The sequence below is a fragment of the Catellatospora bangladeshensis genome (assembly GCF_016862575.1).
Classification (GTDB): Bacteria; Actinomycetota; Actinomycetes; order Mycobacteriales; family Micromonosporaceae; genus Catellatospora; species Catellatospora bangladeshensis.
The window spans coordinates 357,472-381,082 of sequence record NZ_BONF01000010.1 but is presented as its reverse complement, the minus strand read 5'-3'; the positions used below and the strand labels follow the sequence as shown (position 1 = coordinate 381,082).

At 71.1% G+C, this 23,611-nt stretch carries 17 protein-coding genes; 11 read left to right on the top strand and 6 right to left on the bottom strand.

From position 1 onward, the window contains the following. Positions 1-210: 210 nt before the first annotated feature. Positions 211-1,473, bottom strand: coding sequence for a Gfo/Idh/MocA family protein (locus Cba03nite_RS10825; RefSeq protein ID WP_203744759.1), 1,263 nt, complete (start codon positions 1,471-1,473; stop codon positions 211-213). 82 nt (positions 1,474-1,555) lie between these two features. On the opposite strand from Cba03nite_RS10825, the gene Cba03nite_RS10820 reads away from it, so the two are divergent. From Cba03nite_RS10820 to Cba03nite_RS10775, 10 genes are all read left to right on the top strand, one after another. Then, positions 1,556-2,722 (top strand): ROK family transcriptional regulator, encoded by a 1,167-nt coding sequence (locus tag Cba03nite_RS10820; RefSeq protein ID WP_203744757.1) that lies wholly within the window; start codon positions 1,556-1,558, stop codon positions 2,720-2,722. A 180-nt stretch (positions 2,723-2,902) separates the two neighbouring features. Further along, entirely contained in the window at positions 2,903-4,168 is a 1,266-nt protein-coding gene (locus tag Cba03nite_RS10815; protein ID WP_203744755.1) for an ABC transporter substrate-binding protein, read from the top strand. 7 nt (positions 4,169-4,175) lie between these two features. Next, the gene (locus Cba03nite_RS10810; RefSeq protein ID WP_239125630.1) at positions 4,176-5,150 is read left to right on the top strand and encodes a carbohydrate ABC transporter permease; all 975 of its coding nucleotides are present in this window, start codon (positions 4,176-4,178) and stop codon (positions 5,148-5,150) included. After that, positions 5,143-5,970, top strand: coding sequence for a carbohydrate ABC transporter permease (locus tag Cba03nite_RS10805; protein WP_239125629.1), 828 nt, complete (start codon positions 5,143-5,145; stop codon positions 5,968-5,970). The genes Cba03nite_RS10810 and Cba03nite_RS10805 overlap by 8 nt, the downstream gene beginning before the upstream one ends. 112 nt (positions 5,971-6,082) lie before the next feature. Continuing rightward, positions 6,083-7,930, top strand: coding sequence for a spherulation-specific family 4 protein (locus tag Cba03nite_RS10800; RefSeq protein ID WP_203744753.1), 1,848 nt, complete (start codon positions 6,083-6,085; stop codon positions 7,928-7,930). Between the two features lie 26 nt (positions 7,931-7,956). Further along, positions 7,957-11,544 carry a fibronectin type III domain-containing protein gene (locus Cba03nite_RS10795; protein ID WP_203744751.1) on the top strand — a complete coding sequence of 1,196 codons (3,588 nt, stop codon included), beginning with the start codon at positions 7,957-7,959 and terminating at the stop codon, positions 11,542-11,544. A gap of 120 nt (positions 11,545-11,664) precedes the next feature. Beyond that, positions 11,665-12,636 (top strand): ADP-ribosylation family protein, encoded by a 972-nt coding sequence (locus Cba03nite_RS10790; protein ID WP_203744749.1) that lies wholly within the window; start codon positions 11,665-11,667, stop codon positions 12,634-12,636. 78 nt (positions 12,637-12,714) lie between these two features. Further along, entirely contained in the window at positions 12,715-13,779 is a 1,065-nt protein-coding gene (locus tag Cba03nite_RS10785) for a hypothetical protein (RefSeq protein WP_203744747.1), read from the top strand. 103 nt (positions 13,780-13,882) lie between these two features. After that, on the top strand, positions 13,883-14,380 hold the full coding sequence (locus tag Cba03nite_RS10780) for a SigE family RNA polymerase sigma factor (RefSeq protein ID WP_239125628.1): 498 nt from the start codon (positions 13,883-13,885) through the stop codon (positions 14,378-14,380). Then, positions 14,377-15,231 (top strand): hypothetical protein, encoded by an 855-nt coding sequence (locus Cba03nite_RS10775; RefSeq protein WP_203744743.1) that lies wholly within the window; start codon positions 14,377-14,379, stop codon positions 15,229-15,231. The genes Cba03nite_RS10780 and Cba03nite_RS10775 overlap by 4 nt, the downstream gene beginning before the upstream one ends. A gap of 83 nt (positions 15,232-15,314) precedes the next feature. Here Cba03nite_RS10775 and Cba03nite_RS10770 read toward each other — a convergent pair whose 3' ends face one another. Genes Cba03nite_RS10770 through Cba03nite_RS10755 form a run of 4 tightly spaced genes read right to left on the bottom strand, consistent with a single transcriptional unit; the run spans position 15,315 to position 19,446 of the window. Next, positions 15,315-16,328 carry a LacI family DNA-binding transcriptional regulator gene (locus tag Cba03nite_RS10770; protein WP_203744741.1) on the bottom strand — a complete coding sequence of 338 codons (1,014 nt, stop codon included), beginning with the start codon at positions 16,326-16,328 and terminating at the stop codon, positions 15,315-15,317. Further along, positions 16,328-17,224, bottom strand: coding sequence for a carbohydrate ABC transporter permease (locus Cba03nite_RS10765; protein WP_203744739.1), 897 nt, complete (start codon positions 17,222-17,224; stop codon positions 16,328-16,330). Before Cba03nite_RS10765 ends, Cba03nite_RS10770 begins: the two co-directional genes overlap by 1 nt. Further along, the gene (locus Cba03nite_RS10760; RefSeq protein ID WP_203744737.1) at positions 17,221-18,147 is read right to left on the bottom strand and encodes a carbohydrate ABC transporter permease; all 927 of its coding nucleotides are present in this window, start codon (positions 18,145-18,147) and stop codon (positions 17,221-17,223) included. The genes Cba03nite_RS10765 and Cba03nite_RS10760 overlap by 4 nt, the downstream gene beginning before the upstream one ends. 3 nt (positions 18,148-18,150) lie before the next feature. After that, positions 18,151-19,446 carry an ABC transporter substrate-binding protein gene (locus Cba03nite_RS10755; RefSeq protein ID WP_203744735.1) on the bottom strand — a complete coding sequence of 432 codons (1,296 nt, stop codon included), beginning with the start codon at positions 19,444-19,446 and terminating at the stop codon, positions 18,151-18,153. A 309-nt stretch (positions 19,447-19,755) separates the two neighbouring features. Here Cba03nite_RS10755 and Cba03nite_RS10750 point away from each other — a divergent pair, with 309 nt between their 5' ends. Beyond that, on the top strand, positions 19,756-21,720 hold the full coding sequence (locus tag Cba03nite_RS10750) for a beta-galactosidase (RefSeq protein ID WP_239125627.1): 1,965 nt from the start codon (positions 19,756-19,758) through the stop codon (positions 21,718-21,720). Between the two features lie 154 nt (positions 21,721-21,874). Here Cba03nite_RS10750 and Cba03nite_RS10745 read toward each other — a convergent pair whose 3' ends face one another. Next, entirely contained in the window at positions 21,875-23,428 is a 1,554-nt protein-coding gene (locus tag Cba03nite_RS10745) for a glycosyl hydrolase 53 family protein (RefSeq protein ID WP_239125626.1), read from the bottom strand. Positions 23,429-23,611 lie beyond the last annotated feature (183 nt).

Here is a 23,611-nt window from a genome sequence, read left to right as displayed (position 1 = left end):
CCCGCGCTTTCCGGACAAAGGGGCAACAGTTCGCGCAAGATCAACGCGATCTTGGGGTCGTGGGGCGGCGCGGTGGCGTGAAGATCGCGGGTTCGTGTCGATACCTGTGGTCAGAGCACAGGTTTCGACACGAAACAGCGATCTTGGGCCCGGCCGAGCGGGCTGGGCCGAGCTGGCTGGGCCGAGCTGGCTGGGCCGAGCGGGCTGGGGTCAGGCGGGGAGGGGGGTGGCGGTGATGGTGCCGGTGGTGCGGGCCTGTTCGGCGGCCCAGACGACGCGGTGGCCGGCGAGGCTGGTGGCGGCGTCGGAGTTGAGGAGCTTGGCGTTGCCGGTGGCCACCGCGCCGAGAAAGGCGTCCATGATGGCCTCGTCGCCGCCGCCGTGCCCGTCGGCCGCGGTGCCCCCGGCGGTCAGCCCGGTGTCGACGGTGCGCTGCTCGCCGGTGCGGAAGTCGGTGAGGTGGAGCAGGCGCCCGTCGCCGTCGAGCTGGCCGTGGGTGCCGAACAGGCGGGTGCGCCGGTTCTCCATCGGGGTGAACGCGGTCATGGTGAAGGTGCAGGTCGCGCCGTCGGGGAACTCCATCGCCACCACCTGGTGGTCGACCACGTTGTTGTCGGCGTCGTAGACGCAGCGCCCGTACGGGCCGGTGCGCAGCGCGGCGTCGATGCCGTCGGGGGTGTGGTCGCGGGTCACCGCGGACAGCGGCCAGAACTCGCGGGCCGGGTCGCCGAGGCAGGACCGGTACAGCCGGGGCGCGGAGTACGGGCAGCGCGGTTCGAGCGGGCAGTCCAGGCACCGGTCGGCGGCGCCCTCGGGCCGCTGCTCGGGGCGGAAGTGGGTGAGCCCGCCGAACGAGCTGACCCGGCTCGGTTCGGTGCCGAACAGGTACAGCAGCCAGTCGATGTCGTGGCAGGACTTCGTCAGCAGCAGCGGCGCGGACGTCTCGGAGTTGTTCCAGTGGCCGCGCACGAACGAGTGCGCGAAGTGCCACCAGCCGATCGGCTCCAGGTGCTGCACGTTCACCAGCCGCCCGATGGCGCCCTCGTCGAGGAGCTTCTTCAAAGCCTGCGTGTACGGGGTGTACCGCAGCACGTGGCACACGGCGAGCATGACCCCGGCCCGATCGACGGCCTCGGTGATGCGCAGCGCGTCCGGCTCCGTGGTCGCCATCGGCTTTTCCAGGAGTATGTGATAACCCAGTCCCGCGAACGCGACGGCGGCGTCGGCGTGCGTCTGGTCCTGGGTGGCGATCACGACCGCCTCGGCCAGCCGCCCCGCACCGGCGAGGTCGGCCCAGTCGGCGTAGACGTGCTCGGCGGGCACCCCGAACTCGGCCGCGAAGGCCGCCCGGCGTGCGGGGTCGGGCTCGGCCACGGCGACCACGCGGGCGCCGGTGGCGGCGGCGCGCCGGGCGTACCCGATGCCGCGCAGCCCGGCACCTGCCACGACCAGCCGCACCCCGTCTACAGTCATCTCAGCCATCCCAGGAGGAGTTACTTTTGAAGGTCTCCATCATTAGTAACATGATTACCCGACGCGCAAAAGGGGGCCGACGGTGACCGAACAACTGGCGGGCGGGGATCTGTCCCGGTTGCGGCAGCTCAACGCGCTCGCGGTGGTGCACGTGCTGCGCGGCCGCGAGGCGCTGACGCTGACCGAGCTGTCCCGAGACACGGGCCTGTCCCGGCCCTCGACCGAGGACGTGGTGCTCCAGCTCCAGGAGCAGGGCTGGCTGGAGGAGGTGCAGCCCGCGCCGGGGGTGATGGGCCGCCCGGCCCGGCGCTACCGGTTCCGGGCGGACGCGGGCCACGTGCTCGGAGTCGACATCGGCGGGCACACCATCCGGGTGCTGGCCGCGGACCTGGACGGGCAGGTCAAGCACACGGTGCGCACTCCGGTGGCGATCACCGCGGGCCGCGTCGACCGGCTCGGCGCGGTCGACGCGGCCGTGGCGGAGTGCCTGTCCGGGGCGGGGCTGAGCGGCGCGGACGTGTGGGCGACCACGGTCGGCACCAGCGGCCTGGTCGACGCATCGGGCCGGGTGGTGCTCTCGGTGGCGTTCCCGGAGTGGACCGGCGTGCACCTGGCGCAGCACGTCGGGCGGCTGGTCGGCGGTCCGGTGCTGGTCGAGAACGACAGCCGGCTGGCCGCGCTGGCCGAGACCTGGCGCGGGGTGGCCCGCTACGCCCAGCACGTGGTCTACCTGCTGGCGGGCCTGCGTACGGGCACCGGCCTGATCATCGACGGGCGGCTGCACCGGGGCTTCGCGCAGGCCGCGGGCGAGATCGGCGCGCTGCCCGAGCTGGGCTGGATCCGGGCCCAGGAGCACCTGCGCGGCTGGACCGGCGCCCCGGCCGGCACCGACCCGGACGAGCTGGCCGGCTACGTGTTCGCCGCGGCCCGCGAGGGCGACCGCCGGGCGCTGGCGGTGGTCCGCCGCTACGCCAAGGATCTGGCGCTGGGCGCGTCGGCGCTGGTCCTGGCGCTGGACCCGCAGCTGGTGGTGCTCGGCGGCGGCTTCTCCCGCTCGGCCGACGTGCTCCTCGAGCCGCTGCGCCGGGAGATCGAGAAGCGCTGCGTACGCATCCCGGAGATCGTCACCTCGGCGCTGGGCGACGAGGCGGTGGCGCTCGGCGCGGTGAAACACTCGCTCGAACATCTGCAGGAGCATCTCTTCGACGCGCGTACCGGCGTGGCCGCACCCGTCCGACCTGGGCGTTAGCGTTCGAGCGCCGTCGAGCCACGGGTGAGCTCTTGACAAACTTATTCAGGAGTCCATTAATACTGGGCAGCGCATGTGATGCGGGTCCCGACGGCACCGGGTGGTGTCACGCCACTCGACGGCCCCACGCGACCCGGGTGATTCCCCGATGATGTTGCTCTGGCGAGAAGGGTTCCTCAGATGTGGAAAGCAGTGCGGACCGGCGCGGCCGTGATGGCCGCCGCCGTGCTCGCGGTGACCGTGGCGGGCTGCGGCGCCGACGAGCCGACCGCGGGCGCTGACGAGAAGGCGACGCTGTCCTACGCGGTGTGGGACAAGAACCAGGTCCCGGTGATGGAGGAGCTCGCGGCCGCCTTCACCGAGGACCACCCGAACATCACGGTCGAGGTCCAGCTCACCCCGTGGGCCGACTACTGGACCAAGCTGCGGGCCGCGGTCACCGGCGGCGCCGCCCCGGACGTGTTCTGGATGAACGGCCCCAACGTCCAGCTCTACGCCGACAACGGCGTGATCATGCCGCTGGCGGACAAGGTCGCCGAGGCGAAGCTGGACCTGGGCGTGTACCCGAAGGCCCTGGTCGACCTGTACACCTTCGAAGGCAAGATCTACGGCCTGCCGAAGGACTTCGACACCGTCGGCGTCTGGTTCAACAAGGAACTCTTCGACGCGGCCGGTGTGAAGCACCCGGCCGCCGGCTGGACCTGGGACGACTTCAAGGCCGCCGCCGCCAAGCTGAGCAACCCGGCCAAGGGCCAGTACGCCGTCGGCGCCAACATCGCCGGCCAGGAGTACTTCTACAACACCATCTACCAGGCCGGCGGCAACGTGATCTCGGCCGACGGGAAGAAGTCGGGCTACGACGACCCGGCCACCATCGAGGGCCTGCGCTTCTGGACCGACCTGATCAAGAACAAGCAGTCGCCGGACCTCAAGACGATGACCGACACCCACCCGATCCAGCTCTTCGAGTCCGGCAAGCTCGCCATGTACTGGGGCGGCTCCTGGAACGTCACCGAGTTCGGCAACAACGAGTACACCAAGACCCGCGTCGACGCCGCGCCGCTGCCGACCGGGGTCAAGCAGGCCACCATCATCCACGGCCTGGCCAACGTGGTCTCCGCGAAGACGAAGTACCCGGCGCAGGCGTGGGAGTTCGTGAAGTTCCTCGGCTCGAAGCCCGCCGCGGAGATCCTCGGCAAGAAGGGCCCGATCCCGGCGTACACCGGCACCCAGGACGCCTGGCTCGCCGCCAACGCCAAGTTCAACGGCAAGGTCTTCCTGGACGCGGTGAGCTACGCGGTGCCCTACCCGGTGTCGCGCAACACCGCCGCCTGGAACGACGAGGAGTTCAAGCAGCTGACCAAGGCGTACACCGGTGAGGTGCCGGTGGAGCAGGCGGCCAAGGAGCTCGCCACCCAGATGAACGCCCTGCTGGCCAAGGAGTAACCGCACCATGGTGATGACCGAGGAGGGCATCGCGGCCGGCCGCGCCGCGGTGCCCGCCCCGGCGCCCGGGGGCCGTGCCCGCCGCCCGCGCCGGTGGACCGCCGAGGCGGGATGGGCGTACCTGCTCATCGCGCCGACCGGGCTGGGGCTGGCCGTGTTCTACCTGTGGCCCGTCCTGCAGACCGGGTACTTCTCCTTCACCGAGTGGGGCCCGTTCGGCGGGCACGAGTGGGTGGGGCTGGACAACTACCGGGCCCTGGCCGCCGACGCCGAAGTGCGCCAGGCGCTGGTCAACACGCTGCTGTTCGCGCTGCTCGGCCTGCTCGGCATCCCGCTGGCGATCGTGTTCGCGGCCCTGCTCAACCGGCCGAAGCTGCGCGGCGTCTCGGTGTACCGCGCGCTGTTCTTCATCCCCGTGGTGACCATGCCGGTCGCCGTGGCGATGGTCTGGCGCTGGCTCTACAACGGTGACTTCGGCCTGGTCAACCAGCTGCTGTCGGTGTTCGGGGTGGAGGGCCCGCACTGGATCGCCGACCCGGCCACCGCGCTGTACGCGCTGGTGGCGGTGTGCATCTGGGCCGGGCTCGGCTACAACATCGTGGTCTTCCTGGCCGGGCTGCAGGCGATCCCGCGCGAGTTCTACGAGGCCGCCGAGATCGACGGCGCCGGGCCGGTGGCGCAGTTCCGGCGGGTCACCCTGCCGCTGCTGTCGCCGTCGATCTTCTTCGTCTCGGTGCTCTCGGTGATCGGCTCGCTGCAGCTGTTCGACCTGGTGTACGTGATGGCCGGCAGCGGCCAGGCGGCCCGCTCGAACCCGGCCATGCCCCGCATCCAGACCGTGGTGGGGCTGTTCTACGACAAGGCGTTCTACACCAACGACCGCGGCTACGCGGCCGCGATCGTGATGGCGCTGCTCGTCCTCATCGTGGTGTTCACCGCGATCCAGTTCCGGCTGCAGAAGCGGTGGGTGCACTATGGCTGAGTCCCGGGCGCAGGGCCGGATGGCCGGCACGCACGGCACGCTGATCCTCGGCGCGGCCGTGATGGTGATCCCGTTCGCCTGGCAGCTGCTCACCTCGCTCAAGACGCTGACCAACGCCACCCGGGTCCCGCCGACCATCGCGCCGGACTGGCGCTGGTCGAACTACGCGCAGGTGTTCGAGCTGCTGCCGTTCGGCGACCAGTTCCTCAACACCGCCGTGGTCGCCGCCGCGCGCACCGCCGGGCAGCTGCTGTTCTGCTCGATGGCGGCGTACGCGTTCGCGCGGCTGCGCTTCCCCGGCCGGGGCCTGCTGTTCGGGCTGTTCCTGTCGGTGCTGATGGTGCCGCCGGCGCTGTTCGTCATCCCGCAGTACGAGATCATGGCCGATCTGGGCTGGCTGAACTCGCTCGGCGCGATCATCGCGCCCGGCCTGTTCTCCGCGTTCGGGGTGTTCCTGCTGCGGCAGTTCTTCCTCGGGCTGCCCCGGGAGCTGGACGAGGCGGCCCGCCTCGACGGGGCCGGGCCGCTGCGCATCTACTGGTCCGTCATGCTGCCGCTGGCCAAGCCCGGCCTGCTGGCGCTCGGCATCCTCGTGGTGCTGGCGTCCTGGAACGACCTGTTCTGGCCGCTGATCGTCAACACCGACCCGGAGCAGATGACCCTGTCGGCGGGCCTGGCCTCGCTGCAGGGCCAGTTCCAGACCGACTACCCGGTGCTGATGGCCGGGTCCCTGCTCGCCTCACTGCCGGTGATCGTGGTGTTCACCGTGCTGCAGCGCCACTTCATCCAGGGCATCGCCTTCAGCGGCAACAAGAGCTGACCACTCCCGCCAGCGGCTTTGCTCTGCACACAAATACGCAACGCGTGCGTATTTGTGTGCAGAGCAAAGCATGACCGACCCCTCTCATATCCCCCAGATCGGAGACACGACCATGCTGCATCGGCATGGCCGCGGACGCCTGCACCTCCGGGCGGCGGCCGTACTCACCGCACTGATCGGCATCCTGGGCGCGAGCACGCCCGCGCAGGCGACCGGCGGCCCGCCCGCCACCGCCGCCGCACAGCAGCTCGCGGTGCCCGCGTACTTCTATCCGGGCGGCGACGGCGCCGCCCTCTGGCAGCGGCTGAACACCCCGGGCGTCGGCATCGCGGTGGCCAACCCCTTCTCCGGGCCGGGCAAGACCCGCGACCCGAACTACGCCGCGGCCATCGCCGCCGCGAAGGCAGCGGGGGTACGCGTGTTCGGCTACGTCGCGACCGGCTACCTCGGCACCACCGGCCGCGCGACGCGACTCAACGAGACCACCCCGGCGGCCTGGGCCGCGCAGGTCCAGCAGGACGTGGCCACCTGGTACCGGCTCTACGGCGCGGACGGCCTGGGCGGCATCTTCTTCGACGAGGTGCAGAACGTCTGCGGCCCGCAGGACGCCTACGTCAAGACCTACCGCGAGCTGGACCGGCACGTGCGCCGCGCGTTTCCCGGCGCGTTCACCGTGGTCAACCCTGGCATCGACACCGAACCGTGCTACGCCGACGTCGGCGACGTGATCCTCACCTTCGAGGGCGCCTACGAGACGTACCTCGGCTGGCAGCCGCCGAGCTGGCACCGCGCGCTCGACCCGCGCCGGTTCTGGCACCTGGTGCACGCCACGGACACGACCGAGCAACTGGCGAACGCCGTCGCGCTGAGCAAGCAGCGCCAGGCGGGCTACCTCTACGTCACGCCGGACGTGCTGGCCAACCCGTGGGACTCGCTGCCGCCGGACGCTTACTGGTCCGCGCAGCTCGCCGCCGCGAGCGGCAACGGCGGCGACACCGCCGCGCCCCGCGTCTACGGCACGCCGCTGGCCGTGCACACGACCTCGACCGAGACGACCGTGGGCTGGCTGCCCGCCGCCGACGACGGCCGCGTCACCGGATACGACGTGTACCTCGACGGGGTCCGGGTCACCGGCACGCTGAACGCGCTGCCGCTGGTCACGCTGCACGGGCTGGACCCGGCGCGGTCATACCGGGTGGCCGTGGCCGCGCGGGACGCGGCGGGCAACGTTTCCGCGCCCGGCCGGGCCGCGACGGTGACCACGAAGGCCGCCGACGCGTCGGTGCCCGCTGCCCCGTCCGGGCTGCGGACTGCCGAGATCAAGGTCGCCAGCGTGCGGCTGGCCTGGGACGCGTCGGGTGCGGCGGACCTCGCGGGCTATGACGTCGAGGTGAACGGGCAGCCGCTGCTGTCGCTGCCGTCGTGGCTGGTCACGGCCGGGGACACGGTCGGCGTGCCGGTCAGCGGGCTGGAGCCGGGGACGGCGTACACGTTCACGGCGTACACCCGGGACAGCAGTGGCAACCGCTCGGCCGCCGCCGGGCCGCTGACCGTCACCACGACTGTGCCCTCCGGCGACCCGATCACCGACGCGGGCGGGGTCATCGGCACCGACAGCGTGACCTACCAGGCGCAGTTCAACCTGCCGTTCGACTTCCACCACCTGTTCATCGACGTCGACAACGACGCCGCGACCGGGTTCGCCACCGCCGGCATCGGGGCGGACCTGCTCATCGAGAACGCCTGGTTCTACCGGCACACCGGCACCGGCTGGAGCTGGGCGCCGGTGGACGGGCCGAGCCCGCTGGTGTCCAGCGACGACGACCACTACGTCTGGCGCGTGCCCGCGTCCGTGCTGTCCGACGTGCTCGGCGGCGCACCGGTAGGCCCGCACCGGGCGGTGTTCCACGGCTCCGGCAGCTCGCCGGAGACCTACACCGCAGTGATCACCATCAGCTGATCCCCTCCCACCGAAGCGAGGTGCCCATGAACCGCCAAGCTCATCCGCACCACACCGCTCCACCCGCGCGCCGGGGCATCGCCCGGCTGCTCGCCGCGGCCATGGTCGCCGCCACCGCGCTGACCGCCGGGTTCGTCGCCACCGCGGCGACCCCGGCGGCCGCGGCCGGCTTCGAGATCGGCCGCACCCCGTTCTACGGCAAGGTCCCCACGCTCAACCAGCACAGCCGCACCGCGTTCTGGTACGGCGCGGTCGACCAGGCGAAGGTCACCCAGCTCAAGGGGTACGACCTGGTCGTCCTCGAACCGACCCTGCGCGTGCTGAACGTGACCGCCGACCACTTCTACTTCGAGTCCGTCACGTCCGCGCAGGTGCAGGAGATCAAGCGCGGCGTGGACGGGGCGCTGGGCACGGCCGACGACGTGATCGTGCTCGGCTACCTGTCGGTCGGCGAGATGCTGCCGACCATCATCCCCGGCCACAGCGGGCACATGACCATCCAGAAGGGCATCGAGCTGGGCCTGCTGCCCGCGGGCTACGGCGGCCCGTCCGGCCCGCTGCACGGCCCGAACCCGTGGAACTACAACGCCTCCGGCTCCTACCTGAACGTCGAGGGCGGCGCGACCCCCGACGGCACCTACGAGGATGGGTACGCGAACTACGCCGGGACCTCGATCGGCGCGAACTACTCCTCCTGGGGCAACCGCCTGACCTGGCGCAACAACGGCGTCATGCCGTGGTACCTCGACCAGCAGGGCACCTGGGTCAACGACAGCCGCTACCTCTACGGCGGCTACTGGAAGGACGGCGACGGGACGGTCGACGTCAACCCGACCTACGGCGGCGGGTACATCAACGGCGGCGACCCGGCCTGGCAGAAGTTCGTCACCTACCAGGTCGACAAGATCGTGCACGACGGCGACTACGACGGCGTCTTCCTGGACACCGTGGACACGCCCGACCCGGTCGGCGGCGCGGGACCGGGCATCTCGTGGGGGCCGCGCGGCAACTTCGGCTTCACCGCGGGCGGCATGGTCGACCTCGTCGAGAAGATCAAGGCGGTGGACCCGAGCAAGGTCGTCGCCTCCAACCGGGGCTACTGGTACTTCAACCCCGACGAGGGCACCTCGCAGTTCGCCGCCCGCTACCGGCACGCGATCAACATCTTCGTCACCGAGTCCTGGTACTACAACACGTACATCCCGGGCTTCTACGACACCAGCCCCGGGTTCGAGGCCAACTGGAACACGAACACGTCCTCGCCGACCTACCGCAGCCGGGACAACTTCGGTGGGTTCTGGAAGGACTACGTGAACGCGCAGGCCGGCCAGGCCGACGGGTTCAACGTGGCGATCATCGACTTCCGGGTGCCCAGCACGGGCACGCAGAAGTGGATGAACGAGGTCGTGGGCAACTCCGACTACCTCGCCTACGACGTGTCGGGGGCGAACCACTTCAACTCGGCCGTGTACGACGACGCCAAGAACTGGCTCGACGCGCAGGGCCTGGCCGCGCCGGCGCAGACGGGGGCGCACCCGGCCGACCTCTACGGCGGGTTCGTCGCGGACGGCAGCACGGGGGAGTGGGGCGCCGAGACGCCGATCTTCAACGACGCGGCAGGGAACAACGGCAAGGGCATCACGAAGATCTACGTGAAGTTCGTCGGGGACCGGTTCTTCATGATGGTCGAGGCGAAGCAGACCATCAGCCTGGCCCAGGAGATGATCTACTTCGACTACGACAAGGACGGGCCGACCGGCTGGCAGCCGTCCTGGCCCACCTCGCCGGACTCGCGGATCTACCTGGAGAACCTGAACCAGGCGTACCTGCTGCCGCACGCCGGGGCCGGGCAGGGCGACGTGTTCAAGTTCAGCAGCCCGAGCGCGCCGACGAACCGGGGCTGGCCGGTGCGGGTGGTGCAGTCGGGCACCCGCGCCGAGTTCGAGTTCGACCGCAACTACGTGTTCCCGGCCGCGATGGCGGGCACGGAGGTGTGGACGTGGCTGCGGGTGGCCAACTTCGGCGGTTCCTCGGTGAAGTTCACCGTGCCCGGCGGCGGCACCCCGCCGACGCCGTCGCCGACGCCGTCCAGCTCGCCGCTCCCGGCGCAGCCGCCGGTGATCTCGAACGTGCAGTACACGAACGTCACCACGACCGGCGCGACCGTCACCTGGACCACGGACGTGGCCTCGACGTCGGTGGTCGAGTACGGCACCAGCACCGCCTACGGCTCGACCGCGACCGGCGCGAGCAACGTGACCAGCCACTCGGTCACGCTCTCGGGGCTGTCTCCGGGCACGGCGTACCAGTTCCGGGTCCGCTCGGTGTCCACCGGTGGCACCACGAACAGCCCCAACGGCACGTTCACCACCGCGACGAGCGGCGGGAGCTACCCGGCGATCACTGTCGACGGATCGGCCGGTGACTGGGGGAGCGTCTCCCCGGTGCTGACCGGCAACACCACCGTGCAGTCCCTGTCGGTGACCAACAACGCCACGAACCTGTACCTGCTCGCGCGGGGCACGGGGCTGAACGTGCTCGGCCAGTTCTACCTGAACACCGACAACAACACGGTGACCGGCTACAACGCCACCGGCTGGACGAACCCGTCCGGCGCCGACTACATGCTGGAGAACGGCAACCTCTACCGGCACGCCGGTGGCGGCTGGGCGTGGACGTCCCTGGGCGCGGTCACCTTCAGCCGCAACGACACCGTCGCCGAGGCGGCGATCCCGCTGTCCACGCTGGGCCTGTCGCCGGGATCGCAGCTGCGCGCCGGCTACCTGAAGAACAACTCCGCCACCGACCGGCTTCCGGCCGCGAGCGGCACGTTCCCGGTGGTCACCCTGCTCAACGGCTCCGGCGGCGGGGGCGGCGCACCCGTCATCACCAACGTCCAGTACGCCAACGTCACCACCACCGGCGCGACGGTCACCTGGACGACCGACGTGGCCTCGTCGTCGGTGGTCGAGTACGGCACCAGCACCGCCTACGGCTCGACCGCGACCGGCGCGAGCAACGTGACCAGCCACTCGGTCACGCTCTCGGGGCTGTCTCCGGGCACGGCGTACCAGTTCCGGGTCCGCTCGGTCTCCGCCGGCGGCACCACCAACAGCCCCAACGGCACCTTCACCACGGCCACGAGCGGCGGCGGCACTCCGGCGATCACGGTCGACGGCAACGCGGCCGACTGGGCGGCCGTCACGCCCGTGCTGTCCGGCGGCACCGGCGTGCAGTCGGTGTCGGTCACCAGCAACGGCACCACGCTCTACCTGTGCGTCAAGGGCACCGGCCTGAACGTGCTCGGCCAGTTCTTCCTAAACACCGACAACAACACCGCCACCGGCTACAACGCGGCCGGCTGGACCAACCCCTCCGGCGCCGACTACATGCTGGAGAACGCCAACCTGTACGACCACGGCGGCAGCGGCTGGTCCTGGACCCCGCTCGGCGCCATGACCTTCGTCCGCAACGACACGGTCATCGAAGCCGCCATCCCCCTCTCCAGCCTCGCCCTAACCCCCGGCGCCCAGCTCCGCCTCGGCTACATCAAGAACAACACCACCGACCGCCTCCCCACCCCCTCCGGCACCTTCCCCTTGATCACCCTCTAGAAAGGAAGGGCACCTTCTTAACGCTATGCGTAGAGGAAGGTGCCCTTCTTAACCTGTCACCGCGCTGTGGCATGGTGGCGGTTCGGCCCGCGCGGGCGGACAGCGGTGAAGGAGCGGCTCATGGGTGACTTCGTGTTCGACCACGACCGGGTCGAGCCTTCCCTGGCCGCGATGGAGGCCCGCTTCGATGACGTCGCCGCGCGGCTGCGCACCGTGTACGGCCTGCGCCTGCCCCGCCACCTGGCCGTCTTCGCCGCGTACCTCGACGCGATCGGCGCCTCGGGCAGGCGCGCTCTGGCCGACGGCGTGGGCGTCAGCTCCGGCGGCATCGTGCGCTACTTCGAGGACGGCGGCCTCGCGCTGACCGGGCGCGACGGCCTCGACGAGCGGCTGGACTGCCGCTTCCGCTGCGACGCGCCCGAGTTCGTCACCGTCCTGTGGGGCGACACCGACGGGCTCCACTTCGGGCTGTGGTACGACGACCCGGCCGAGCTGCCCACCCAGGTGGTGCACAATTACGCGCGCGACTCCGCCGAGACCTGGAGCGAAGCCCTGCCCACGGTGCTCGCCCAGGTGCGCAGGCGCCTCGACGACGCCGAGCGGGACGCCGCCGACGACCCCGACTACGACGCCCCGGACGGCGCCCGGCAGCGCGCCGAACTGCTCCGCGCGATCGAGGCGTTCGCCGAGGCCGACGAGCGGGCCTGTACGCAGGACGGGCCGGTGCGCTGGCGGGGCACGCCACGCCCGGCGATCCTCGGCGGGTTCGGGCCCGCGCTGCCGGAGGGCTCCGGCGATCCGCGCGGCGGCTACGAGCGCTACGACGAGCGGTATCAGGCGTACCGGGCGCGCTCGCCGCTCGTGCGGGAGTGGATCGCGGACGCCGAACGCGAGCTGGCGGCCGGGCTGCCCGCGTACGCCCTGGTCCTCGGCAGGGAACTGCACTGGCTCGACGCCGCGGACCACCGCGAGGACGCGCTGCGGCTGCTTACCGGCGCATACCGGGCACTGGGCCGGGACGCGCTCGCCGAGATCGCCGCCGTGCACTACGCGAATCGCGACCTGCGCTCGGTGGAGGTCCTGGTGTCCTGAGCGGCGTGGTGCCGGACAGGCCGCCACCTCGTCGTGGGCGGCACGTTTGGGGTACTCACGTATGGTGTCGCCGTGTCCATGATCAGTGAACCGCTCGACCAGACGCCGCTCACCGTCGGCTCCACCGGCCCGGAGCTGCGGGAGTACACCACGCGCGTCCTCGGACACCGCCCGCGGTGGAACGTCTGGGCCGGTCTGGTCGCCCTCTACGCGGTCGCGACGGCCGCCGTCGCCGCCCTCGTCTACGTCGCCCTGATGCTCGGCGTGCTGGGCGCGCAGGCGCAGGCCGGGCCGTTGCGCGAGCACGCCGTGCTCCTGGCGGCCGGCACGGCGGCCTGCCTCGTCGCCGTCGTCTTCATCCTGGTCGCCCACGTGAAGAGGGGCGACCGGGAGGAGCTGTTCCGGCTGCACCGGTTCGCCGCCGCCAACGGGTTCGAGTTCGCGCCCGAGGTCAAGGAGCCTGACCTGCCGGGGCTCATCTTCCAGCGCGGCACCCTGCGTCGGGCTTCGGCGCGCCTGCGCCGCTCCGGCCCTCGCCCGCTGGAGGTCGCGAACTACCGCGCCTGGATCCCCAAGGGGCGCGCGGGCGAGTCGCTGAGCTGGTCCTACTTCGCGCTCACGCTCGACCGGCCGATGGCGCGGGTCGTGCTGGAAGCCCGCGTCGGCGGCGGACGCCTGCTCGGATCGAGCCCGGCCGGGATGGACAGGCGGGCGGCGCTGGGCGGCCCGTTCGAGGAGACGTTCCGGCTCTGGTGCCCGCCCGAGGCGGAGGGCTGGGCACGTGCGCTGTTCACGCCGGACGTCGTCGCGCGGCTCGTCGGCCCCGGGAAGACCGCTTTCGACGTGGAGGTCGTGGCGGACCGCCTGTTCGTGTACTCCCACCTCCGATCGCTGTCCTGCTGTGATCCGCAGACCTGGCGGTGGATGGGCGAGACCGCGGATGCGCTCTACACGCGGCTCGGGGAGCTGGGCGACACGGTGGAGACGCCCACCCCCGGTCCGACCGGCGCCGGGAGCGTGACAGCCAGTGAGCCGCCGATCGGTCTCGCGCCGCCGTACGCGCCGCTGCGCCGCCCGTTCCCCGTCCTGGTGCTGGTCCCGCTCCTCGTCATGATCGGTGTCTGGGCCGTCGGCCTCGCCTGACCGGATCCTCCCGCGCCCGGTGGGAGAACCTACTGCGAAGATCTTGCGAACCTTGGCAACCATTCGTCGACCAGGGGTTGTTGGTGGGCCGAGGAGGTCGGTGGTGGAGGACTTCGACGCGTACGTCGTGGCGGCATGGCCACGGCTGGTGCGCTCCGCCTGGCTGCTGACGGGGGACTGGCACAAGGCCGAGGACCTCGTGCAGACGGTGCTGGCGCGGGCGTACGGCCGCTGGTCGCGGATCAGGGACGACGCGCCTGACGCGTACCTGCGGGCCATGCTCGCCACCACGTTCCTGACCTGGTGGCGGCGTAAGTGGCGGGCCGAGATCCCGACCGAGGCGCTGCCGGAGCGCGCGGGCGCCGACGCGCTCTCGCCGGTGGAGACGCAGCGGGTCGTCCGGGCCGCGCTGCTGTCGCTGCCGCAGCAGCAGCGGGCGGTGCTGATGCTGCGCTTCCACGCCGACCTGACCGAGGCGGCGACCGCCGCGGCGCTGGGCATCAGCGTCGGCACCGTCAAGTCGTACACCGCACGCGCCCTCACCACCCTGCGCGGCCACGCCGGCCTGCGCGACCTCGTCACGGAAGGAGCACCGCTGTGAGCACCTCCGACATGCGCACCCTGCTGGACGAGGCGACCCGTGAGCTGCCCGCCGACGTCGCGCGGGCGCCGCTGGGCGAGATCCGCCACCGGGTACGCCGCCGCCGCGCCCGCCGGACGATCACGGTCGCGGCCGTAGCGGCCCTGGTCGCGGCAGGGCTGGTGCCGCTGCTGCGCGGCGTCCCGCAGCCCGCGCCCGACCCGGCCGTGTCCCGGCCCCCGGCGAACAGCCTGCCGTGGTCGTTCGCCTACCGCGACGGCGAGCAGGTGCGGCTCTACCTGCACCGGCAGGACTGCCAGGTGCTCGACGCGCCCGTGGTGGCGGTCGAGCCGCAGGGGAACACGGCGGTCGTGACCGTCACCGGGACCCTGCGCCGCCCCGACGACTGCACCCGTGCGGGCATCCCGATGGTCGAGCTGCCGCCGCACTCCGTCGGCGCCGGGCAGATCCTCGTGGACCCGGTCACGGGCCGCAGGCCGCCCGTGTACGACCGGGCACACCTGCCGGTCGCGTGGCGGGGCCTGGAGCTCAACGGCTACGGGGCCATCAGCCGCGACGCGGGCCCGGAGACGTTCACCGTCTCGTACATGACGAGGAAGCCGAAGAACCTCGAAGTCGTCACATCGCAGGTGGACATCGTGGGCACCGATCCGGCCAAGGCGACCCAGGGTGGTGTGCCGCTGCGGGTCGGCCCGGTCGACGGGGTCCTCTACGACGTGCTCGGCGAGTACCGCTTCCTGTGGCGGGTGCCCGCCCCGGGTGGGGAGCTGGGCTACGAGGTGACGCCCGTGCGGTTGCGCCTATCCCGCGCCGAGTTCATCGCGCTGCTCGACGGCTTCACCTGGCGCTGAGCGGCGCCTGAGCAGGTGCGGCGGCGGCGACGTTAAGAAGGTGCCCTTCCTCTACCAATAGCGTTAAGAAGGTGCCCTTCCTTTCAGGCGGATTCGCGGGTGACGAGTTCGGTGGGGAGGACTACGGGGGTCACGGTCTCGGCGCCGTCGATGAGTTCGAGGAGGAGGCGGACGGTTTCGGTGGCTACCTGCTCCAGGGGCTGGCGGACGGTGGTGAGGCGGGGGTGGGTGGAGGAGGCGATGGCGGAGTCGTCGAAGCCGCCGACGGCGACGTCCTCCGGGACGCGGCGGCCGCGGGCGCGCAGCACGGCGAGCGCCCCGGCGGCCATGAGGTCCGAGCCGACGAAGACGGCGTCCAGGTCGGGGGTGCGGTCGAGCAGTTCGGCCATCGCGGTCTCGCCGCTGTGCCGGGAGTAGTCGCCGTGGGCGATGAGCTTCTTGACGGCCTTGCGGCCGAGCACGTCGCAGAAGCCCTCCAGCCGGTTCAGGCCGCCGGGGGTGTCGAGCGGGCCGGTGATCGTGGCGATCTTCCTACGGCCCTGGTCGACGAGGTACTGCGTCATCTGGCGGGCGCCCTCGCGGTCGTCGGCGGCGGCGTACGGGATCACGCCCTCGCGGCCGAGCACCGCGCCGCAGGCCACGGCCGGGATGGACAGGCCGTCGAGTTCGGCGAGCAGCGGGTCGCCGGAGTGCGCCGACAGCAGCAGCACCCCGTCGGCGTGGCCGCCGCGCAGGTAGCGGATGACCCGCTCGCGGTCGCCGTCGTCGCCGGCCACCATCATGACCAGCGCGACGTCGCGCTGGGCCAGCCGCCGGGTGGCCACGCGCAGCAGCACGCTGAAGTTCGGGTCCTCGAACAGCTTCTCCTGCGGCTCGGACAGCACCATGACCACGGTGCCGGTGCGCTGGGTGACCAGGCTGCGCGCGGCGCGGTTGACCACGTACCCGGTCTCCGCGACGGCGCGTTTCACGGCGGCGAGCGCGGCCGTGCTCACGTAGGGGTCGCCGTTCAGCGCACGGGACACCGTGCCCCGGGAGACTCCCGAGGCACGGGCCACGTCGTGGATCGTGGGACGCCGCTTGTTCGTCACGGCCATCAGCTTTTCACAGACCCGCCGGACAGGTCCGTGCGCCAGTACCGCTGCATGGTCAGGAACAGCGCGATCAGCGGGATGATCGACAGCAGCGCCCCGGTGATCACCAGGTTGTACAGGGCAGGCTGGTTGGCCCCGGTGGCCAGCAGCGTGTAGAGGCCGACGGTGAGCGGGAAGCGCTCGTCGTCGGCGAGCATGATGAACGGCAGCAGGAAGTTGTTCCAGATCGCCACGAACTGGAACAGGAAGATCGTCACCATGCCCGGCGCCATCAGCGGCAGCGCCACCACCCGCAGCAGCCGGTGCTCGCCGGCCCCGTCGATGCGGCCCGCCTCCAGCAGCGCGTCCGGGATCGCCGCGGCGGCGTAGATCCGGGCCAGGTAGATGCTGTACGGGTGCAGGATGCTGGGCAGCAGCACCGCCCAGTACGTGTTCGCCAGCCCGGCCTTGGCCAGCAGCAGGTACTGCGGGACCGCGAGCACCACCGCCGGCACCAGGATGCCGCCGATCAGCACGGTGAAGATGGTGTCGCGGCCGAAGAACCGGAACTTGGCCAGGGCGTATCCGGCCAGCACCGACACCGCCGTGGACAGCAGCGCGCCGACGCCCGCGTACAGCGCGGTGTTGGCCATCCACTGCCAGAAGATGCCGTCCCGGTACGCCGACAGGTCGGCGATGTTGTCCAGCAGCCCCGTGCCCGGCGCGAACGCGTTCGAGGTGAACAGCTCGCCGCGGGTCTTGGTGGACGCGGCGAGCACCCAGCACACCGGCAGCAGGCAGTACAGCGCCCCGAGCAGCAGCACGGCCGTCGGCGCGAGCCCCAGGCCCCGGCGTACCCCCCGCGGCCGAGACTTCTCCGCGGCGACGCTGGTGCGCGGCTTCTCCGCGATGGCGGTCATCGTTCCTCCCCGAACGCCTGGCGGCGGACCAGCCGCATGAACAGCAGCGACGGCACCACCGAGATCACCGCGATGACCAGCGACGTCGCCGCCGCCGAGTAGAGGTCGCCGTTGATGAACGCGTCCGTGTACACCTTCATCAGCGGGCTCCAGGTGGAGCTGACCGCGTTGGAGATGGGCCGCAGCGTCATCGGCTCGGTGAACACCTGGATCGTCGCGATGATGGAGAACACCGTGGTCAGCACCAGCGCCGGGGCCAGCATCGGCACCTTGACCCGCAGCGCGATGGCCAGCTCGCCCGCGCCGTCGATGCGGGCCGCCTCGTAGTAGTCGCGGGGGATGGCCCGCAGCTGCGTGTAGAGGACCAGCATGTTGAACCCGGTGCCGCCCCAGATCGCGACGTTGACCATGGAGAACAGCACCGTGCTCGGGTCGAGCAGGTCCACGTTCTCCACCCCGAACGCGCGCAGCGTGGCGTGGATCGGGCTCAGGCTGGGCAGGTAGAGGAAGCCCCAGAGCAGCGTGGCGACCACGCCCGGGACCGCGTACGGCAGGAAGATCGCGATGCGGGAGAAGCGGGCCAGCCGCACCCGCGCCGAGTCCAGCAGCAGCGCGAACACCAGCGCCAGCCCCAGCATCAGGGTCAGCACCAGCCCGGCGTACCCGAGCACGCGCAGCCAGCCCGCCCAGAACTCGCCGTCGGCGACGGCGGCCCGGTAGTTGTCCAGCCCGGCGAAGATCTCGGTGCGCGAGTTCTTGCCCAGGCCCAGGCCGGAGAACTTGACCCGGCGCATGCTCAGGTAGGCCGTGTAGCCGATGGGCGCGGCCACGAACAGCGTGAACAGCACGACCGCCGGGGCCAGGTACAGGTAGGGGGTGGCGCCCGCGCGGTGCGCGCGGGCGCCCTTCTGTGCCGTGGACATGGGTCAGCCGGCCAGCGTGAAGCCGGACTTCTTCATGTCGGCGACCGTCGCGTCCTGCACCGACGTGAGCGCGTCGGCGAAGGAGGACTTCTGCTGCACCGCCTTGTCGAAGGCGTCCTTGTACGCGCCGTACGCCACGTTGACGTTCGGGCCGAAGGTGAAGCCGCGCGCGGTGCCCGCGATGGTGGTGGCCTGCTGCCAGAAGTCGGGCTGGTTGGCGAAGTACTCGGGCGCCGTCGTGAGCAGCTTCTGCCCGCTCTTGGCGGCCGGGTAGATCGCCGCCTCCTTGATCAGCAGGTCGACAGCCTTGGCGTCGGTGTTGAGCCAGCTCAGGAACTGCGCGGCGGCCTTGCGGTGCTTGCTGCCCGCGGACACCGCGATCGACGAGCCGCCCCAGAAGCCGGAGTAGCTCTCCCCGGCGCTCCACTGCGGCAGCGGCGCGATCGCCCACTTGCCCTTGCCGTCAGGGGCGTTGCTGGACAGCACGCCCGGACCCCAGACCGCCGACGCCCAGGTCAGCAGCTTGCCCCCGTTGAGCGCGGCGTTCCACTCCGGCGTCCACGGCGCCTGCGTGTCGACGGCGCCCTCCTTGGCCAGGCCGCCCCAGAAGTCGGCGACCTTCTTCGTGGCCTCGTCGTTGATGCCGACCTTCCACGCCTCGCCGGTGATGGCCCACCACTGGCCGCCCGCCTGCTGCGACAGCCCGGCGAACCAGCCCGGGTCCTTCGTGGAGAAGCCGCCCAGGTAGACCGACTTGTCCTTGGCGCGCACCGTACGCGCCGCGGCGGCGTACTCGTCCCACGTCTTCGGCACGGCGATGCCGTACTTGGCGAACAGGTCCTGGCGGTAGTAGAGCATCATCGGGCCGCTGTCCTGCGGCAGCCCGTAGACGGCATCCGTCCCGAGCGTCACCAGGCTCCAGATGCCGTCGGAGAACTCGCCGCGCACGCCCTCGACGTCGGCCTTGATGTCGGCGACCGCCTCGGCGGCCACGAACGACGGGAGCATCTGGTACTCGGCCTGCACCAGGTCGGGCGCGTTGCCCGCCTTGGCCGCGGTGAGGAACTTCGCCGCCGCCTCGTCGCCGCCGGCCTGCTTGCTGACCGTGACCTTGATGTCGGGGTGCGCCTCGTTCCACACCGCCGCGATCTTGTCCATGTTGGGCGCCCAGGTCCAGAAGGTCAGCTCGACCGGTCCGGTCTCCTGCGGGGTCTGCTCCTCCGCGCCGCTCGAACAGCCCGCCACGAGGGCGCCGGCGAGCAGCACGGACAGCGCCGCGCTGAGCCGCTTGGTACGCATAGGTCCTCCGTCAAAAGGCGAAATCTCTGTGAACGTTCACAGTGCGCCACAGTCTGCGCTGCCGTATCGACCCCGTCAAGGCCCCGTGTCCGACGCGTTACACGCGGGTCTGGGCTCGCATGATCGTCCGACTTGCCTGGCAATCGGGCGAATCTTGAGCCGGCTTTCGCCCTTGTGCCTGGCAAGTCGGATGATCATGCCGCCGCGCCCCGGACCGCCCTTCCGGCGGCGGCAGCGCTCGGCTACTGTGCACGTTCACAGACGTACCGTGCTTCTCAGGGGGATCCTGTGCCTCAGTCCGATCATGTCGTGCCACGCCTGCGGGGGCTGGCCTACGGCGGCGACTACAACCCGGAGCAGTGGCCCCGCGAGGTGCAGGAGGAGGACGTCGCGCTGATGCGCGAGGCCGGGGTCAACCTGGTCAGCCTCGGGGTGTTCGCCTGGGCGCTGCTGGAGCCGGCGCCGGGGCGCTACGAGTTCGGGTGGCTCGACGAGATCGTGGACCGGCTGCACGCCAACGGGGTCAGCGTCGACCTCGCCACGCCCAGCGCCGCCCCGCCGCCGTGGTTCGCCAAGGCGTACCCGCACACCCTGCCGGTCAACCGCGAGGGGGTGCGCTACGGCGTGGGCGGGCGGGAGACCGCCTGCCCCAGCTCGCCGGAGTACCGCGCGGCCACCGCTGCGCTGGCGCGGAAGCTGGCCGAGCACTACCGCGACCACCCGGCCGTGGTGATGTGGCACGTGCACAACGAGTACGGCGCGCCGCTCGGCGAGTGCTACTGCGACACCAGCCTGCACGCGTTCCGCGACTGGCTGCGCCAGACCTATGGCGAGCTGGACGCGCTCAACGCGGCGTGGGGCACGAACTTCTGGGGCCAGCGCTACGGCGACTGGGACGAGATCGACCTGCCGCGCGCGAACCACACCGTGGTCAACCCGGCGCAGCGGCTGGACTTCGCCCGCTTCAGCTCGGCGGAGAACCTGGCCTGCTTCACCGTGCAGCGCGACGTCCTGCACGAGGTGACGCCGGGCCTGCCGGTGACCACCAACTTCATGACCACCAACTGCAAGTCGATGGACCTGTGGCGGTGGGCGCCCGAGGTGGACGTGGTGTCCAACGACCACTACCTCAACGCCGAGCAGCCCGACAACCACATCGACCTGGCCCTGTCGGCGGACCTGAGCCGCTCGCTGGGCAACGGCCGGCCGTGGCTGCTGATGGAGCACTCCACGGGCGCGGTCAGCTGGCAGCCGCGCAACATCGCCAAGCGGCCGGGGGAGATGCGCCGCAACAGCCTCGCGCACGTCGCGCGCGGCTCGGACGCGGTGCTGTTCTTCCAGTGGCGGGCCTCGCGGTCGGGTGCGGAGAAGTTCCACTCGGCGATGGTCCCGCACGCCGGCACCGGCTCCCAGCTCTGGCGCGACGTGGTCTGTCTGGGTGCTGAGCTGCAAGCTCTGGAGGGGGTACGCGGCTCGCGCGTGCACGCCGAAGTGGCCGTGGTCTGGGACTGGGAGTCCTACTGGGCGCTGGAGCTGGAGTGGCGGCCCAGCGTGGACCTGCGCTTCCGCGAGCGCGTCGACGCGTACTACCAGGCGCTCTGGCGCGAGCACGCCACGGTCGACTTCGTGCACCCGGCCGAGAACCTGTCGGCGTACCGGCTGGTGGTGGTGCCCAGCGGTTACCTGCTGGGGGAGGCCGCGGCCAAGAACCTGCGCTGCTTCGTCGAATCGGGCGGGCACCTGCTGGTGTCGTACTTCTCCGGGATCGTCGACGAACATGACACGGTGCACCCGGGGGCGTACCCGGGTGCGCTGCGCGACGTGCTGGGACTGTCCGTCGAGGAGTTCCACCCGCTGCGGGAGCACGAGACGGTCGCGCTGTCGGACGGCTCGTCCTCGCGGGTGTGGTCGGAGCGGGTGCGCCCGGCCGGTGCCGTGAGCGTCGCCGACTTCGCCTCCGGCCCCGACGCCGGGCATCCCGCGATCACCCGGCACGAGCTGGGCAACGGCACCGCCTGGTATGTCGCCACCAGCGTGGACGAGCTGCGGCCGGTGCTGGCGCGGGCGCTCGACGCGGCCGGGGTGGACCGCCCGCGCGGCCTGCCGGAGACGGTCGAGGCGGTGCGGCGCGGCGCGTTTCTGTTCCTGATCAACCACGGTGACGAGCCGGTCACCGTGCCGGACGTGGCCGGGACCGACCTGCTCGACGGCACCGGCTGGGCCGGGGAGGTCACCGTGCCGGGTGGCGGAGTGCGCGTGATCGCCACCGCCTGAACCGCGCCGCCGGACGCCACGCGCGATGCGTGGTCGCGGCGGGCGCGGCGCGAAGACCGCCGATGTGTCTGTGAGCGTTCACATACTCGCAACAGTCGCGTCGGCTGTCAACGGCGGCGTCGCCGGGTGCCCTACCACCCGGCGGCGCCGTCGCCTACATCGAGCCGTACACCGACATCGCGGTCAGCGCCCGCGAGCTGTAGTCGAACAGGGCCTGGTTCTCCCAGCCGTTGCCCGACGACGGGTTGGTGGGGTCCCAGCCGGCGCCCGCCTGCGCGGTCCAGGCCGGCTCCCAGTAGAAGACGCCCATGCCGCGGCCGTTGGGCACGTTCTTCACGATGTTCACCACCGCCTGGAACGCGTCCCGCTGGCCCTGCGCCGTCGCCGGGTAGCCGCAGGTGCTCGCGAGCGACGAGGTGAAGATGTTGGTCTCCGCGTCGTCCTGCGCGGTGGTGAACCCGTAGGCAGTCTCCGCGACGAGCACCGGCTTGCCGTAGCGCGAGGCCATGTCGTTCAGGTTCGTCTGCAGGCCGGACATCGGGCCGTGCCAGTAGCAGTAGTAGGACGCGCCGATCACGTCGAACGGCACCCCGTACGCCACGGCCTGGTCGAACCACCAGCGGAAGGTGGCGTTGTCGCCGCCCTCGGCCAGGTGCAGCATGACCAGCGTCGACGAGTTGACGGCCTTGACCGCGCTGATACCGGACTTGAGCAGCTGCGACAGGTTGCCCCAGTTGGAGGTGCTGCCGGTCGGGAGCAGCATGCCGGGGTTGATCTCGTTGCCGACCTGCACCATGTCCGCCGTCGTGCCCTGCGCCTTCAGCGCGTTGAGCACGTCGTACGTGTGGTTGTAGACGTCCGTCACCAGCTGCGACAGCGAGTGGCCGGACCAGGCCGCGGGCGGCACCTGCTTGCCCGGGTCGGCCCACGAGTCGGAGTAGTGGAAGTCGACCAGCAGCTTCATGCCCTGCGCCTTGATCCGGCTGGCCATGGTGAGCACGCGGGCCTTGTTGTTGTAGCCGTCGGCCGGGTTGACCCAGACCTTGAGCCGGGCGTAGTTCATCCCCGCGTTCCTGAGGATGAGCAGCGGGTCCTGCTGCGTGCCGGAGGCGTTGTAGTACAGCGCGCCCTTGTCCTCGTTCTTCTTCACCGAGGACACGTCACCGCCCTTGACCTGCAGGGTGGTGCCGCCGCCGTTCTTGGCGAAGGTGACGTCGTCCACGTTGATCCACTGGTTGGCGGCGGCGTTGGAGTAGACGCTGATGGTGCAGTTGGTGGAGCTGACGTTGGCCGTCACCGACACCTGCACCCAGGTCGAGCTGCTCGTGGGTATGTTCGCCTGGGCCTGCGCACCGCCGCAGTTCTTCATCGCGACGTACGCCGCCGACTGGCCGCCGCCCGAGCGCACCCACGCGCTCAGCGTGTACGACCCGCTGGTCAGGCCGGTCAGGGTCTGGTACGTCTCGACGGTGTACGCCGAGGCCGACCAGTGCGTGCCGCGGTAGCTGCCGCTGCGCCCGCCCGCCTCGGACTTCGACGCCGCGACCGTGCCCGACTCGGACCAGCCGGACGGGGTCTGGCTCGCCCCGTTGGACTCGAACCCGGGGTTGGTGACCGTCGAGGCGGCCGCCGCAGGCAGCGCGGGAGCGGCCAGCGCCGTCGCGACGGCCAGCGCCGCGGCGGCGAGCAGTGCCTTCGTTCTGTGCATGGGTCCTCCTGAGGTGTTTGTTTGCCCACAGACACATCGGAGGCGTCCACACCGGACCGGGCGCCCGCTGTGAACGTTCACAGAAAACATCCACGAGCCCGCGCTGTCAAGTGCCCCTGCCGCCTGCTCCGCCGCGCTCCGGCTTGACCGGGCGGGGGCGTTCGGTGGAGGATCGCTGCCGTG

Bases quoted from the DNA above. Each gene is read 5' to 3' on its own strand.
- Cba03nite_RS10800 (WP_203744753.1), top strand. From the start codon at position 6,083: ATGCTGCATCGGCATGGCCGCGGACGCCTGCACCTCCGGGCGGCGGCC.
- Cba03nite_RS10805 (WP_239125629.1), top strand. From the start codon at position 5,143: ATGGCTGAGTCCCGGGCGCAGGGCCGGATGGCCGGCACGCACGGCACG.
- Cba03nite_RS10765 (WP_203744739.1), bottom strand. From the start codon at position 17,224: ATGACCGCCATCGCGGAGAAGCCGCGCACCAGCGTCGCCGCGGAGAAG.
- Cba03nite_RS10815 (WP_203744755.1), top strand. From the start codon at position 2,903: ATGTGGAAAGCAGTGCGGACCGGCGCGGCCGTGATGGCCGCCGCCGTG.
- Cba03nite_RS10825 (WP_203744759.1), bottom strand. From the start codon at position 1,473: ATGACTGTAGACGGGGTGCGGCTGGTCGTGGCAGGTGCCGGGCTGCGC.
- Cba03nite_RS10795 (WP_203744751.1), top strand. From the start codon at position 7,957: ATGAACCGCCAAGCTCATCCGCACCACACCGCTCCACCCGCGCGCCGG.
- Cba03nite_RS10810 (WP_239125630.1), top strand. From the start codon at position 4,176: ATGGTGATGACCGAGGAGGGCATCGCGGCCGGCCGCGCCGCGGTGCCC.
- Cba03nite_RS10760 (WP_203744737.1), bottom strand. From the start codon at position 18,147: ATGTCCACGGCACAGAAGGGCGCCCGCGCGCACCGCGCGGGCGCCACC.
- Cba03nite_RS10745 (WP_239125626.1), bottom strand. From the start codon at position 23,428: ATGCACAGAACGAAGGCACTGCTCGCCGCCGCGGCGCTGGCCGTCGCG.
- Cba03nite_RS10770 (WP_203744741.1), bottom strand. From the start codon at position 16,328: ATGGCCGTGACGAACAAGCGGCGTCCCACGATCCACGACGTGGCCCGT.
- Cba03nite_RS10790 (WP_203744749.1), top strand. From the start codon at position 11,665: ATGGGTGACTTCGTGTTCGACCACGACCGGGTCGAGCCTTCCCTGGCC.
- Cba03nite_RS10785 (WP_203744747.1), top strand. From the start codon at position 12,715: ATGATCAGTGAACCGCTCGACCAGACGCCGCTCACCGTCGGCTCCACC.
- Cba03nite_RS10755 (WP_203744735.1), bottom strand. From the start codon at position 19,446: ATGCGTACCAAGCGGCTCAGCGCGGCGCTGTCCGTGCTGCTCGCCGGC.